The sequence below is a fragment of the Flammeovirga pectinis genome (assembly GCF_003970675.1).
Taxonomy (GTDB): Bacteria; Bacteroidota; Bacteroidia; order Cytophagales; family Flammeovirgaceae; genus Flammeovirga; species Flammeovirga pectinis.
The window spans coordinates 1,472,335-1,486,695 of record NZ_CP034562.1 but is presented as its reverse complement, the minus strand read 5'-3'; the positions used below and the strand labels follow the sequence as shown (position 1 = coordinate 1,486,695).

13 protein-coding genes are annotated in these 14,361 nt (G+C 31.9%); 7 read left to right on the top strand and 6 right to left on the bottom strand.

All coding sequences use genetic code 11. The features are described 5' to 3' along the window. The first annotated feature begins 44 nt into the window (after positions 1–44). The 4 genes from EI427_RS05995 to EI427_RS05980 all read left to right on the top strand — a co-directional run bounded on the left by EI427_RS05995 (position 45) and on the right by EI427_RS05980 (position 3,283). Entirely contained in the window at positions 45–962 is a 918-nt protein-coding gene (locus tag EI427_RS05995) for an ROK family protein (protein ID WP_126612668.1), read from the top strand. A gap of 116 nt (positions 963–1,078) precedes the next feature. Beyond that, positions 1,079–1,639, top strand: coding sequence for a phosphoribosylglycinamide formyltransferase (gene purN / locus EI427_RS05990; RefSeq protein ID WP_126612666.1), 561 nt, complete (start codon positions 1,079–1,081; stop codon positions 1,637–1,639). 127 nt (positions 1,640–1,766) lie between these two features. Continuing rightward, positions 1,767–2,477 (top strand): YebC/PmpR family DNA-binding transcriptional regulator, encoded by a 711-nt coding sequence (locus EI427_RS05985; protein WP_126612664.1) that lies wholly within the window; start codon positions 1,767–1,769, stop codon positions 2,475–2,477. Between the two features lie 173 nt (positions 2,478–2,650). After that, a complete protein-coding gene (locus EI427_RS05980; protein WP_126612662.1) occupies positions 2,651–3,283 on the top strand; it encodes a hypothetical protein in 633 nt (210 codons plus the stop codon). Positions 3,284–3,350: 67 nt separating this feature from the next. Here EI427_RS05980 and trxA read toward each other — a convergent pair whose 3' ends face one another. Together trxA and EI427_RS05970 are read right to left on the bottom strand one after the other, a co-directional pair. After that, positions 3,351–3,671, bottom strand: coding sequence for a thioredoxin (gene trxA / locus EI427_RS05975; protein WP_126612660.1), 321 nt, complete (start codon positions 3,669–3,671; stop codon positions 3,351–3,353). A 103-nt stretch (positions 3,672–3,774) separates the two neighbouring features. Further along, on the bottom strand, positions 3,775–4,254 hold the full coding sequence (locus EI427_RS05970; protein ID WP_126612658.1) for a nitroreductase family protein: 480 nt from the start codon (positions 4,252–4,254) through the stop codon (positions 3,775–3,777). Between the two features lie 248 nt (positions 4,255–4,502). Between EI427_RS05970 and EI427_RS05965 the strand changes: the two genes are divergently transcribed. Continuing rightward, a complete protein-coding gene (locus EI427_RS05965) occupies positions 4,503–5,687 on the top strand; it encodes a proline dehydrogenase family protein (RefSeq protein ID WP_126612656.1) in 1,185 nt (394 codons plus the stop codon). Between the two features lie 325 nt (positions 5,688–6,012). Here EI427_RS05965 and EI427_RS05960 read toward each other — a convergent pair whose 3' ends face one another. Next, complete coding sequence (locus EI427_RS05960) at positions 6,013–8,538, bottom strand: ABC transporter permease (protein WP_126612654.1); 2,526 nt, start codon at positions 8,536–8,538, stop codon at positions 6,013–6,015. 110 nt (positions 8,539–8,648) lie between these two features. Here EI427_RS05960 and EI427_RS05955 point away from each other — a divergent pair, with 110 nt between their 5' ends. After that, entirely contained in the window at positions 8,649–10,049 is a 1,401-nt protein-coding gene (locus EI427_RS05955) for a voltage-gated chloride channel family protein (RefSeq protein WP_126612652.1), read from the top strand. Between the two features lie 55 nt (positions 10,050–10,104). On the opposite strand, the gene EI427_RS05950 is transcribed toward EI427_RS05955, so the two are convergent. Both EI427_RS05950 and EI427_RS05945 read right to left on the bottom strand, forming a co-directional pair. Next, positions 10,105–10,953, bottom strand: a complete 849-nt coding sequence (locus EI427_RS05950; RefSeq protein ID WP_126612650.1) for a bifunctional methionine sulfoxide reductase B/A protein — start codon at positions 10,951–10,953, stop codon at positions 10,105–10,107. An 8-nt stretch (positions 10,954–10,961) separates the two neighbouring features. After that, positions 10,962–11,624, bottom strand: a complete 663-nt coding sequence (locus EI427_RS05945; protein WP_126612648.1) for an aspartate kinase — start codon at positions 11,622–11,624, stop codon at positions 10,962–10,964. Positions 11,625–11,776: 152 nt separating this feature from the next. Here EI427_RS05945 and dapA point away from each other — a divergent pair, with 152 nt between their 5' ends. After that, positions 11,777–12,700, top strand: coding sequence for a 4-hydroxy-tetrahydrodipicolinate synthase (gene dapA / locus EI427_RS05940; RefSeq protein ID WP_126612646.1), 924 nt, complete (start codon positions 11,777–11,779; stop codon positions 12,698–12,700). A 75-nt stretch (positions 12,701–12,775) separates the two neighbouring features. On the opposite strand, the gene EI427_RS05935 is transcribed toward dapA, so the two are convergent. Next, positions 12,776–14,215 carry a LysM peptidoglycan-binding domain-containing protein gene (locus EI427_RS05935; RefSeq protein WP_126612644.1) on the bottom strand — a complete coding sequence of 480 codons (1,440 nt, stop codon included), beginning with the start codon at positions 14,213–14,215 and terminating at the stop codon, positions 12,776–12,778. Positions 14,216–14,361 lie beyond the last annotated feature (146 nt).

The window sequence follows — 14,361 nt, the reverse complement described above, 5'->3', positions numbered from 1 at the left end:
AAATTATATATCAAACATTTTTTTACTCCTATAATAATTTAAAAATGAAGCATTTCTTAGGTGTTGATATTGGTGGTACTAATGTAAAGTTTGGAGTTGTTGACTCTGATGGTAATATCATTAAAAAGAAAAAATACCCAACTAAAGAAGTTTCTGAAGGTGGTGATTTCTGTGGTAATTTTTCTAAACTACTCGAAAAAAGATTAGCTAAATATCCAAATATTGCTTCTGTTGGTATCGGGATTCCAGGTACAATCTCTGCAGATGGGCTTTCTACGCTAGATTTACCAAACGTCCCTTCTCTCTCTAGACAACCACTTGTAAAAATTTTAAAAAACAATTTCCCCTCATTGCCTATTGCAATGGATAATGATGCAAATGCTGCAGCACTTGGTGAGCTTCATTTTGGTTTAGACGCCGTTCCTAAAACATATATTTTCATTACACTTGGAACAGGTGTTGGTGGAGGATGCGTTATTAACGGTCGTGTTTTTAAAGGAGGAGATGGAAACGGTTTAGAAATTGGTCATATTCTTTCTAGTACAGGCAAAACTATTGAACAGAACATAGGTAAAGCTGGTATAATAGAAATGGCAACGAAATATATAGATGAAGGTAAGTTATCTACTTCTTTAGTAAAAGGTGAATTTGATGCAAAAATAGTTGCAACAGCTGCACATGAAGGAGATGAAGTAGCTTTACAGGTGTTCCATGATATGGGAAAATACGTAGGTGAACTAATTGTTTCTTGCGTCCGTATTCTTGATATAAAATCAATCCTTATTGGTGGCGGTGTCTCAGAAACATTCGATTACCTAAAAGGGAACATGTATGAAGTTATTAATAACTTCTTACCTGAATATTATACAAAAGATTTAAACATTCAGCTTGCTACACTTGGTAACAATGCTGGTATTTTAGGCGCTGCATCCATTGGTATTGATCAGATAAACCTAGATTAAGTTGTTAACTTAAGTCTAACTAAAAGCATTGAATCTAATTAGGTTCAATGCTTTTTTTGGTATTATAAAGATTAATGAAATTATGCAGTTATATTTACGGAAACTAAACTAAGAATATGACAAAGATTGCAATTTTTGCTTCAGGCACAGGATCAAATGCTTTAAAGATAATCCAACATTTTTCTGAAAATAAGAATGTTGATTTCGTTGTATTATCTAATAACAAAGATGCAGGTGTTTTAGAAAAAGCAAACAATTTAGGTGTTGATGGACATTATTTTCCTAAATCATCTTTTAATGATGGAACTGTTCTTGACTTTTTAGTTAAAGAAAAAGTAGACTATGTAATTCTTGCAGGTTTCTTATTATTAGTAGCTAACGATATACTTGATCATTTCACAGATAAAGTAATCAATATACACCCTGCACTATTGCCAAAATATGGCGGAAAAGGAATGTACGGAAGTAACGTACACAAAGCTGTTGTGAAAAATAAGGAAGCTATCTCAGGTATAACTATTCATTATTGTAATAGTAAATACGATGAAGGACAATATATTTTACAAGCATCTACACCTATTTTACCTTCAGATTCTCCGGAAGAAGTTGGCGCTAAAGTACTTAAACTAGAACATTTTTATTTCCCAAGGGTTGTACAGCAATTATTAGGAGAATAATTATTTCTATCGATTTTTTAAAACTGTAATCTTTACCTTAAATTAGAGGTAATTCACAGTATAGAATTATGATTTGCAATACTTAAATGTATTTTTGCATATAAAATAACAAAATTTACTAGAGAAAATGGGAAGAGCATTTGAATTTAGAAAAGGGCGAAAAATGAAAAGATGGGCGCATATGGCTAAAGCTTTTACGCGCCTTGGTAAAGATATTGTAATTGCGATTAAGGAAGGTGGCTCTTCTGATCCAGATTCAAACTCTAGACTTCGTGCAGTTTTACAAAACTGTAAAGCGGAGAACATGCCGAAAGATAACATCGAGCGTGCTATAAAAAGAGCAACTGATAAAGATACATCTAATTACGAAGAAAGATTATTTGAAGGTTACGGCCCTTACGGTATTGCTGTATTAGTAGAAACTGCTACAGACAATAACAATAGAACTGTTGCTGCTGTTAGAAGTTACTTTACTAAAACAGGTGGTAGCTTAGGTACCTCTGGTTCTGTAGAATTTATGTTCGATCATAAATGTCATTTTAAGATTGCTAAAGGTGATCTTGATGTGGAGGAACTAGAATTAGAATTAATTGATTTTGGTGCTGAAGAAGTTTTTGAAGAAGAAAATGATATCATGATTTATGGTGAATTCCAAAGCTTTGGCTCTCTTCAAAAAGCATTAGAAGAACAAAAATTAGAAATTATTAGTTCTGGCTTAGAAAGAATACCAACGGTTACTAAAAAGCTTACCCCTGAAGAGGAAGAAGATGTTGATAAATTATTAGAAAAATTAGAAGAAGATGATGATGTACAAAATGTATATCACTCTATGGGATAATTATTTCTACTATATACTTTTATTAAGACCTCTTATTATTAATCTAATAAGAGGTCTTTTTTTTATAAAAAATCATTCCATTAACACTATACACCTTTGATCTTACGTAAGTTATTACTAATTTATTATATAATAATTTTAAACCTATTACTTAACCCATTACTTAACGTATTATGAAAGTACTTTGGAAACTGTCCTTACTTATAGGACTAACTGTCTTATGTTTTTCTTGTAAAGATGATGATGATGACCCTTCTCTTCAAGATTCTAATCCTATCTATTTCTATACAGATAAAGAATTTGAACTAGGTAGTGCAGGAAGTGTTGAATCTTACCAGTTTAGTTTTGATCATCAAAAGGAAACACTCCGTTTAGTTGCTCAAGTTGTACCAACAGTTGCAGCTACTGGAGTAGATTCTTATGTTTACGATGTAACACTTAATCTATCTGAGGTAAATAAAAGTGACGATTATAAATATTCAATTGTAGCCAATACAGGTTCAACCTATACACAGAATTTAAAAGCTAATAGTATCGCGGCTAGTTGTACTGATTTTAAGCCTGATCCTGATTATGGCCTAGGAACGACTTCTAAAGATGCTTCAATAACAAATTTTGTTGTATGGGATGCTAGTCAAGGGAAATATTATATTTCTACTGCAAGTGTATTTGCATTTATGTTTGGTTTAATTGATCCTGGTTTCTCAATTCCTGCAACAGACCCAGGTTATGGAAATTTACCAAATCTATATCAGTCTACTGGTTCAATAAAAGAATGTTCCGAGTTACCTACAACGTTTAATTAAAATTAAACACATAAAAAAACACCCACTTTTTTAAAAGGTGGGTGTTTTTTTGTGATGTTACAGATTTCTATAACTGAGCAGAAACTTTAGCTTCTAACTCATTTTTAGCTACTGCTCCAATAATTTTGTCAACTGCTTCTCCGTTTTTGAATACCAACATTGTTGGAATAGAACGGATACCAAATTTAGCTGCAGATTGAGGGTTTGCATCAACGTCTAATTTACCGATAACAGCATCTGTTAATTCAACTGCTAATTCATCGATAACTGGCGCCATCATAAGACAAGGTCCACACCAAGTCGCCCAAAAGTCTACTAATACTGGTTTATCTGATTTTAATACTACTTCTTCGAAGTTAGCATCTGTGATTTCTACTGCTTTTCCCATAGTAATTTAATTAATCGAGTTCATATGAACAAATTATCATACTTTCAGTTATAACAGGTATAACGAAGGTAAATTTATTTGGTTGCACAAATGTAGTAAAATTTCATTCATTCACCCAAGTTACTTTATCAGTAATAGCTCCCCTTTTACTATCTTTTTTTGTAGTTACCACTTTACCAATATAAAAGAGTCCTAAAAGTTGATCTTCTTCTCTCAAACCAAAAAATTCTTTTGCCTCCTTAAACTTTACCATTCCACCTGTACTCCAATACGCACCGTAACCTAAATCAGTGACTGTAAGTGCCATGTTCTGTACTGCACAAGCAACTGCTTCTACTTCTTCTAGCACAGGAATCTTTTTATTATTACCTCTTTGCATAATTATGGCAATCACATGAGATGATTGTAAACCTTTACCTGAAAACACAAAAAACCTCCAAGGTTCTGTCATCCCATGGTTAGGAGCCCAATTTGCATTCTCAAGTATACTATCTATATCTTTTTTCGGAATTTCTCCTTTAATAAATTCATGCGGATAAAACGATCTTCTCTCCTTTATTATTGCTGAAATTTCACTTGTCATAATACTGTTTTTACTATTAATAATTATTTACCTAAAATAACCTATAATTTTTCATTTTTTAGTCTAAAAAACTAAGAAAAATGAATTCCTAATATTACTTTTGTGTCAATTATACACATAATATAATCATACAAACAAAAAGGGAGTTCTTTACACTGTTTTCCCAACATACACACACTTTTCATTTGATAAAAAAATTATTATCAAATATACTAATCATATTATGAACGCAATTAAAACGTAAAACTATGGTGGACACATCTACAGTAAATTTCGAAAACACACAAACGGCTTTTGCATGGAGAAATAATGCAGAACTAAAGCAAACTTATGCATTGTTTACCATGATGCATTCTCCAGGTCTTGTGAAATTTGGCACTTCTCTTTTAAACATGGCTTTTACACTTAGGTTACCGATAAAAACCGTAGTGAAAATGACTCTGTTTAAACAGTTTTGTGGTGGAGAAAATATTGAGGATAGCTCAGAAACTATTAATAAATTAGGAAGCTATCGAATTGGTTCAATATTAGATTATTCTGTAGAAGGTGCACAAAATGATAAAAGCTTTGATAAAACCGAAGCAGAAATCATTAAAACAATCATAAAATCTGCCCAAGATGAAAATGTTCCTTTTTCTGTTTTTAAATTAACAGGTATTGCTGCTGTCGATTTACTTGAAAAAGTTCACGCTGGTGAAATTCTTAGTGGAGATGATGAACTTCAATGGAGTAAAGTAGTAAGTAGAGTTAAAAATCTCTGCAAAACTGCTTATGAGCATAATGTCAGAATTTTTATTGATGCGGAAGAAACATGGCTTCAAGGCCCTGTAGATCAATTAGCCTACGATATGATGCGCTTGTACAATAGAGAAACTGCTATTGTTTACAATACGTATCAAATGTATTTAAAAAGCAAATTTGAACAATTAAAAAGTGATTTTGATAAAGCTCAAGAAGAAGGTTTTATATTAGGTGTAAAGCTTGTTAGAGGAGCTTATATGGAGAAAGAAGGGGAAAGAGCTCTAAAGATGAACTACCCTAACCCTATCCAAGTTACAAAAGAAGCTACAGATAGAGATTATAATGCTGCCATTTCATTTATTCTGGAAAACAATACTGGTTTTGCACTATGTGCAGGTTCACACAATGAAAAAAGCAATAAATTACTCGTCGAATTAATGAATAAATATGGAGTTGCAGATAATAATGTAAATTTCTTTTTTGCTCAGCTTTTCGGAATGAGTGATCACATATCATTCAACTTATCAAAAGCAGGTTATAATGTTGCTAAGTATCTTCCTTACGGCCCTGTAAAAGAAGCTTTACCATATTTATTTAGAAGAGCTGAAGAAAATACATCTGTTGCCGGACAAGCTAGTAGAGAATTAACACTCGTATCAACTGAGATAAAAAGACGTAATTCTGAAAAATAAATAGTGACTTTGATCACTTAAAAACCTCTTTTACATGTATTTAATACATTTTAAAAGAGGTTTTTTCGTATTCGATGTTTGAAAATTTAAATTTTTGATAAAAAAACATAAATTGCGCTACAACATTAATCGTGTACAAACATTCCGCTAATAATTAACATAATAGATGAAAGCAAAATTACTTTTCTTTTTTATCGGGTTATTTTTTTGTGTTGGAGCCCATCACTTCATGTCAGCTAAGGATAAAGTGAAAAAAAACAACGAATCTAAACTTGGAGCAATTCAATTACATAACAATATTGACACCTTAACTATTACAAAATAGTTAGTCTTCTTTTAATACATTAATAGCTGGTACTTTAGAGAGTGACCTCATAAAGAGTACGCCAATACTTACCGTCATACCTATAATTATTATAGATAATACAAAACTTTCTTTAATTGCAATAAAGAAGGGGATATCAAATACAAAATAGGCAAGTGCCCAAGAGCCTAACCAGCCTAAAAGTAGACCTGTGAGTGTTGATAGTGTACCGATAGAGAAATATTCTATAAAAGTTATTCTTACTAGATGTTTTCTTTTTGCACCCAATGCTCTTAAAACTCCAGCTTCTTTTTTTCGCTGATATTTACCTATAGACATTGAACTCCATAATACAAGGAAACCAGTAAAAATACATATTCCACCAAGCCATTTAAATACAAAAGACACCTGATCTAAGATATCATTTAAAGAGGCAAAAATTAAGCTTAAATCTATACTTGAAACATTAGGGTATTTAGCGACAACTTTATTTTGTATTGCTGCTATATTGTCTTTCCCCTTCACCTTAATTGCAAACACATGAAAACTTGGTGCAGCTTCTAAAACTCCAGCAGGAAATAATACAACAAAATTTGCTTCCATTCTAGCAAAGTCAACTGCTCTTACATGAGCAATTTTTGTTATTAAATCAAAGCCTTGTACATTAAATAGAACTGTATCTCCATAAGCTAAGCCAGAAGATTTAAGATAGTTTTCTGATACTGATATAGGTATCATCTCATTAATAGACGAATTTCCTACCCATTCGCCTTCAACAGTCTTTTCATTTTCTTTTAAAGATGATCTATATGTTACTCTATATTCTCTATCAAATACATATCTTTTTAACAGTATAGTCGAATCTTGCATAACCTGCTTTTTCGTATTACCATTCACCGTTTTTAAAGACATCGTTACAATTGGTGCGTTTTGCTCTATTTCGATATTTTCTTTTTGTAGTAAGCCTGTTAAAGACAATACTTGAGATTTTTGGACATCATATAATACTAAATTTGCATCACCCTCTCCCCCAACGTCTGTAACTTTTTCAATCAAAATTGAGCGAATTGATACTAAACAGATAATAAGAAAAACACCAAGACCAATTGTAACGCCCAATAATAAGGTTTGATTATTTGGCCTGAATAATTGAGATATACCATATTTTAAACTAAAGCTATAACCAGTTAAATCGATTCCCTTTATTATTTTAATTAATAAAATTGATAGCAAGGCTAAAACAATTATCACACAAAATATTGATAGAAAGAAATAAAGTGATTTTATAAAGTCATCTAAAAGCCAATAAGAAAATAATATTACAAAAAGACTTACTGAAATAATTAGTAGTGCTTTAATTATTTTATTTGATTTAATATCTAGCGAAGAAATTGATCTCAAAACATATATTGGTGCCACTCCCAAAACTTGTAGCAATGGATACCATCCAAATAATACCGAGACAAAAATGCTGAGAAAAACACCAAAAAATATAGCCGTAAAAGAAAAATTATTACTAATAGAGACCATCAATAAATCCGAAAATAAAACAGGAAAAGCCAATTGGGCAACTGTACCAATAAATGCTCCTAAAATCCCACCTACAAGACCGAGAAAAAGTACTTGTAGAAAGTAAATAAAAAACGTTTCGCCTGTTGTTGCTCCTAAACATCTATAAATAGCAACAGATTTAAGTTTTCCTTTGATGTAAATAAAAATACCACTGCTAACACCAATACAACCTAGTAAGAGTGAAATAAAAGTGATCAACTTTAAGAATGCATCAATATCATTAAAAAAGCGACCAATTCTTGCCGTATTATTTTCAATTGTAGCTACTCTTATCCCCTTTTCATCAATTACTTCTTGATTGCTATCTACTAATTGTTGAACATTTAAAGTATCATTAAAAGCATAAAAATATCTATAATTTACTCTGCTTCCTTTCTGAATCAGTTTAGTCTCATCTAAATATTTAAATGGAAAATACACAATAGGAACTGTAGCGGCCATTACAGCACTTTGTCCAATCCCTTTTTTAATAGTTCCTGCAATTTCAAAATTAGCTGCTCCAAACCTTAAACTATCTCCAATAGACGCCTCTAATTGATAGAGAACAACACTATCCACAAATACTATTCTCTCTTGATTTTGCCATTTTTTCCATGAAGAGTTAGGATATACTTCTAAACTCCCATAATATGGATAACCCAACTCTAAGGCCCTTAAATCAACTAATCTACTTTTTTCTGTAGATTTTGAAAAAGCCATTGAGGCAAAATTGAATTGTTTTACTAAATTAGATTGCTGATTTGAAAAGAGGTGAAGTACACTATCTTTAAGTTCGTGTGATGACCTTAACTCAAGATCAGCACCCAAAAGTTCTTTTGCTTGTTTATTTAGATCCTGATTAACATTTTCTGAAAATGTAGTCATGGCAACTAAACTTGCAACTCCTACTACAATAGATAGTATAAAAGGAATAATTTTGTCAAGACTTTTTTTTAAGTCTCTAACAGAATGCTTTAATATAAATTGAAATCTCACAGTTTTTATATAATAAATATCAATAATTGAGCTGATAAAACTTTTTAATTCGTTCAATATTAAACAATTATTGATTTATTGACAAGAATAATTTTTTATAAAATAAATATATGGCTTTTCTAGGTTATACAAATGATGATTTACCTAATTGGGTAAAAAAAACAGAGCAATTCCCTGTAATTCTCTATATACTCAAATGGGTTTTAATTGGAACTCTTGTAGGTGGTTTAACAGGTATTGGTTCTGCCCTATTCTTAAAAGGGCTAAGTTGGGCAACTGATTGGCGTCAGATGCATTTATGGATTATCTTCCTTTTACCTATTGGTGGTTTTCTAATTGGTGCTAGTTATTATTATTTCGGTCAAGACGTTGTTAAGGGTAACAATCAATTACTTGATGAAATTACAAGGCCTAAGAAAATAATCCCTTTAAAGATGGCTCCTCTTGTAACAATTGCTACAATTGCAACGCACTTATTTGGTGGGTCAGCAGGTCGAGAGGGTACGGCTGTTCAAATGGGTGGTTCTATTGCGGATCAGTTTACCAAGATTTTTAAATTAGATAAATACGATAGGAAGATATTAATTATTACTGGTATAGCCGCTGGTTTTTCATCTGTTTTTGGAACTCCACTTGCGGGTGCAATCTTCGGGTTAGAAGTATATGTTATTGGTAGAATGAGATATGAGGCAATATTTCCTAGCTTTTTTACTGCCATAGTTGCTAATTATGCAACACATACTTTAGGGCATGAGATTGGCATTCATCACACCGTTTATGATATTCCAATTATCCCAGATATGACATTAACTAATTTAGCATTATGTGTTATTGCTGGTATTGCTTTTGGCTTAACAGGAATGCTATTTTCTAAAGCAAATCATTTTTGGGGTAATTTATTTAAATCAAAAATTAAATATGCTCCATTCAGACCAATGATTGGTGGTGTTGTTTTAGCACTAGGTATTGTTGCTATCAATTATAATCATGGTTTAGATTATTCATCTTACGACATGAAATACTTTGGTTTAGGTGTTCCTACTATCGTAGAATCATTTAGTACACAAATGAATTGGTACGATTTCTTAGTCAAGACATTAACAACATCTTTTACATTAGGTGCAGGGTTTAAAGGTGGCGAAGTAACTCCTTTATTTTACATTGGTTCTACGCTAGGAAGTTACCTTTCTACATACATTTCTTTACCTGTAGCTTTATTAGCTGGAATGGGATTTGTTGGTGTTTTTAGTGGTGCTACAAATACACCAATGGCTTGTACAATGATGGGAATTGAATTGTTTGGTGCTCCTGCTGCTGTTTTTATTGCTGTATCTTGTATTACTGCCTATATGTTTTCAGGACACACAAGTATTTACACTTCACAGATTGTTGGTAGTCCAAAACACATTAATAATGGTAGCGAAAAAGGAAGTACACTTTCTGAAATTGATGTAATTCGTGCTGCTGAAAAAATGCATTTAAAAAATAGAGAAGATTCTAAAGAAGATTAAGTCTTTATTAATAAAGAATGAGGCTACCTTTTCATCAAAGGTAGCCTCATTGCTTTTAAAAGCGTTTTGTATAAATATGGCAATATGGATTCCCTGCCGTTTTCTCATAATAATCCTGATGATACTCCTCTGCTTCCCAAAAAGGCAAGTCAGCTGCATCAGTTAAAGAAGTTGCAACAGCTAACCCTTGTGCCTTAAGTTGAGCAATTAAAACTTGTGCTTTTTCCTTCTGTTCATCATCAAAATAAAATATTTCAGATCTATATTGTGTTCCAATATCAGGTCCTTGCTTATTTATTTGAGTAGGGTCATGTGTTTCAAAGAATAGTTTTGCTAAATAATCGTAACCTATTCTATCAGAATCATAGACAACTTTTACAGCCTCTGCATGACCTGTTTCTCCAGTACAAATTTCTTCATAAGTAGGGTGCTCTTTTGTACCTCCTATATAACCAACTGTACTAGAAATTACTCCTTTTGTTCTCAAAAAGTAATATTGCGTACCCCAAAAACATCCTGATGCAAAAATAGCAACCTTCGGACTTACTGCTTTAATTCCTTCAAAATCAAGAGAAATAGAATTAACACAATGCCTAACATTCTTTGGTGTTAAGTTTTCATTTTGGAATACATGACCCAAATGTGCATCACAAGAACTACAAATTATTTCTGTTCTTTGTCCATCTTGATCAGTCACTTTTTTAATCGCACCCTCAACTTCATCGTCAAAACTTGGCCATCCACAACCTGAATCAAATTTATCTTCAGACTTATATAAAGGTGATGAGCATTTTTTACATATATATGTGCCTGGCTCATCATGTCGATTGTATTTGCCTGTAAAAGGTCGTTCGGTTCCTTTATTGAGAATTACCCATTCTTCAAATGGAGTTAATTTTTTCATAGCTATTGTTAATCATTTACTAGGTTATGTAATAATCCGAATGTTCTATTTACATCTTTCTTAGCTAAAATCAATGTAAACTCATTGGTTGTTGAAATTACCTCTACAATATTTATACCCTCCCAAGCAATCTTTTTCAATAAATAATAATAGATACCTGGAACAGATGTATTGTCTTGTGGTAAACGCATAGTTAATGATGCTAGATTTTCTTTTTTACTAATGATATCTTCACCAGCAAAAATTGAAATCAACTGATCCATCATTTTTTTACTTGTTACCAAATTAGTTTCATAAACTCCTTTTGACGAAGCTTGAAAAACATCTTTTTCACCTTGTATAACTTTTAAAAGCTCTTGTTGTTTTCCTAATAATGTTGGAGAGTTCTTAAAAGTGTAATCTACCAAGTCTGAACGTACAATTATTTCCCCCATTTTCTTGAGGTAATTTAAAACTTCGTGTTCAATATCTAATTTTGATAATTTAGGACGTAAGCGTTGAATGGCCATTACTACACCACCAATTTGAACGTCTTTCATTAATTTATCTTCAACCTCTGGCATTATTTGCCTTGCTAAACCTGTATAATTAACTATTCCGTCTACAATAGCCTCTTCCAGGAAAGGAGATTTACGTACAATTTCTTCTACAGCTTCTGCAATTGTGATCATATATTTACGTTTATTATTAATTCAAGTTATAAATATAACAACTTGTTACGAAAAGGTTTTCTTTTTATTGTAAATTTGTGATAGAAATCGTTCTACTTATTTTTGTATTGTTAGAAATAAGTAGAAAAACACAAACATATAAATATATAGAAATGGAAGCGTTTATTGGACAAGGCATAGCACTAGTTACACCATTCACATCAGAAGGTACAATAGATTTCCCTGCACTTAAGAGGTTACTACAACATACTAAGGATGTTGATTATTGGGTTGTAAATGGTACAACTGCCGAAAGTGCTACGCTTACAAAAAATGAAAAACGTCAAGTTTTAAAGTTTGTCCAAGAAAATAATCCAACAAAAAGGCCAATTATGTTTGGAGCTGGTAGTAATAATACTGCTGAAGTTATAGAACAATTAACTACATGGGACCTTAGTGGAGTTGATGCAATTCTATCTGTATGTCCTTATTATGTTAAACCTTCTCAAAAAGGATTAATTGCTCATTATAGTGCAATCGCAGACGCTTCTCCTCTACCAATTTTACTTTACAATGTTCCTAGTAGAACTGCAGTAAATATGTCTGTTGATACTATTGTAACATTATCAGGTCACAAAAATATTTTTGGTGTTAAAGATGCAGGTGGAGATTTAACACAAGCAATGAGAGTTATTAGCCATACTCCAGACGACTTTTTATATATCTCTGGCGATGACGCTCTAACAGTTCCAATTATTTCTATTGGTGGTAATGGTGTTATTTCTGTATTAGGAAATGCTGTTCCTCAAGAATTTGGAAGTACTGTAACAAATGCTCTTAATGGTGATATTAAAGCAGCTACTATGCAAATGTCTGAATTATTAGATTTTACAGATGCATTATTTGAAGAAGGAAACCCTGTTGGAGTAAAAGCTGCATTAGAAATTGCTGGTATTTGTGGCAAAGGGGTTCGTTTACCTTTAGTTGAAGGTTCTGAAATACTTTGTTCTAAATTATCAAGCATGTACGAAACGATTAAAATTTCGAGTAGAAAATCTGTTTTTGTATCAAACTTTGATGCAAGACACGCAATATAAATTAGGGTAATTACCATAAAAAAAGCATCTTAGAATTTAATCTAAGATGCTTTTTTTATGTGCGATAGTTTATAATTATGATCTAATATAAACTCGTAAATCTTGTCCTGGTTGTAAAATATCTGATGATAATTCGTTTAGCTTTCTGATGTCAGCAGGTTGAATATCATATTTATTAGAAATAGTACCAATGCTTTCTCCTGGTAATACTTTATGATTAAAGAACAAAGCTGGAATTCCAATTTTTACAATCTCTGTATTTTTTAGAATCCTATCCATATTTAGCACTTTTCCTTTATCATCTAAAACATTCTTCTCTGGCACATGATAATGGTTAGCAATACTAATTACTGTTTCTCCAGATACACATGAATGTTTTGTCCAGAACAAATCCTTTTTATTATCATTCAAGGCAGATATTTGCCCCATTATGTAACCGTTAAGTTGCTCAAGTCTTGCACTCTGCTTAGCCGTTAACGTCATTGTTCTTTGTGTCTGTTCTATTAATGTAATTCCTTCTTTCAAACGCTTTATAGCTTCAGTATAATTCTTAAGCTGTCCCATTTGTGAAAGAACATCAACTTCTACATTCTTAAAAGCTACTTCATTTTCTGCTTCCTGAGGTGTTTCAGTTTCTACATCTGTACCAGTTGGAGTAGTAACAACTTCTATTGGTTCGTCATCATTACTAGATGTAAATGATGAGAATAGCGAAGAAACAAACAAGCCTAAAACAAAGAATAAAGAGGCTATTATAGAATACCTTAATTGATTCTTTTTTGATAAGCCTCGTTTTTTGTTTCCTACCGGACCGGATTTTCTTTTTAAACGAGATGTTTTGACAACCTCTTCATTTTTCTCTTCAACTACTTGCTGATTATCTATTGTTTCGGCATCTATCATTTCAACCCTTTTGGTTGCATTAGTAATACCTACTTCAGCAGCACGCGCAAAAAATTGTCTTGCTTGCTCTTTGTTTTGGAATGTCCCCATCCCTTTTTCACACATATCACCTAAAAGATAGAGCATATCTCCATCTAAAAGTAAATCATCTGCATAATCGTAAGCAATTGCTTTAAAAGTTTCATCATATAGCCCCTGACTATATAAACTCTTAATATCAAGAAGCTTTTGTGTTCTATCTAATTCCGGTAAACGAAGCACGTACAATAACTCCTTTTCGAGTTGCTTCAATTTATCTTCATCTACTTCTACCATTATCTCTTTAACCTTATTCTGTACATCATCAGAATAATTTTCTAACATTCTAATAGTGTATTGAGAAGACCCGTAAACATAAGAATCTGCATTATCTGAGGTTCCTTCAAAAGAAAAAGTCGTTCCAACTTCAAAAGAGTCTACTGGTTCCTTTTCAATTATTCGAGGAGATAAATCAGAAATTATAATAACTTCATCTTCATCAAGTTTACCAAAAAATATTTTACATCTATCCCCTATTACTATTGGAGTTTCTCTATTAAAATGATAGCGTTCTTGAAGTTCTTGTATTGTCATAATAAATACTTAATAACTTATGCTTAAAAGCAGTTTATATGAGTTATATACATCTAATCTACTTAAATTTTTATTGAATTAGTAATTCTATAGTACGAATTTAATAAATCAATTTTTTTTTAGAAAGATGCTTAAACAAACTCAAG

What these genes read in the sequence shown, in the direction of transcription:
- EI427_RS05995 (WP_126612668.1), top strand. Translation starts at nt 45, where the DNA reads ATGAAGCATTTCTTAGGTGTTGATATTGGTGGTACTAATGTAAAGTTT.
- purN (WP_126612666.1), top strand. Translation starts at nt 1,079, where the DNA reads ATGACAAAGATTGCAATTTTTGCTTCAGGCACAGGATCAAATGCTTTA.
- EI427_RS05985 (WP_126612664.1), top strand. Translation starts at nt 1,767, where the DNA reads ATGGGAAGAGCATTTGAATTTAGAAAAGGGCGAAAAATGAAAAGATGG.
- EI427_RS05980 (WP_126612662.1), top strand. Translation starts at nt 2,651, where the DNA reads ATGAAAGTACTTTGGAAACTGTCCTTACTTATAGGACTAACTGTCTTA.
- trxA (WP_126612660.1), bottom strand. Translation starts at nt 3,671, where the DNA reads ATGGGAAAAGCAGTAGAAATCACAGATGCTAACTTCGAAGAAGTAGTA.
- EI427_RS05970 (WP_126612658.1), bottom strand. Translation starts at nt 4,254, where the DNA reads ATGACAAGTGAAATTTCAGCAATAATAAAGGAGAGAAGATCGTTTTAT.
- EI427_RS05965 (WP_126612656.1), top strand. Translation starts at nt 4,503, where the DNA reads ATGGTGGACACATCTACAGTAAATTTCGAAAACACACAAACGGCTTTT.
- EI427_RS05955 (WP_126612652.1), top strand. Translation starts at nt 8,649, where the DNA reads ATGGCTTTTCTAGGTTATACAAATGATGATTTACCTAATTGGGTAAAA.
- EI427_RS05950 (WP_126612650.1), bottom strand. Translation starts at nt 10,953, where the DNA reads ATGAAAAAATTAACTCCATTTGAAGAATGGGTAATTCTCAATAAAGGA.
- EI427_RS05945 (WP_126612648.1), bottom strand. Translation starts at nt 11,624, where the DNA reads ATGATCACAATTGCAGAAGCTGTAGAAGAAATTGTACGTAAATCTCCT.
- dapA (WP_126612646.1), top strand. Translation starts at nt 11,777, where the DNA reads ATGGAAGCGTTTATTGGACAAGGCATAGCACTAGTTACACCATTCACA.
- EI427_RS05935 (WP_126612644.1), bottom strand. Translation starts at nt 14,215, where the DNA reads ATGACAATACAAGAACTTCAAGAACGCTATCATTTTAATAGAGAAACT.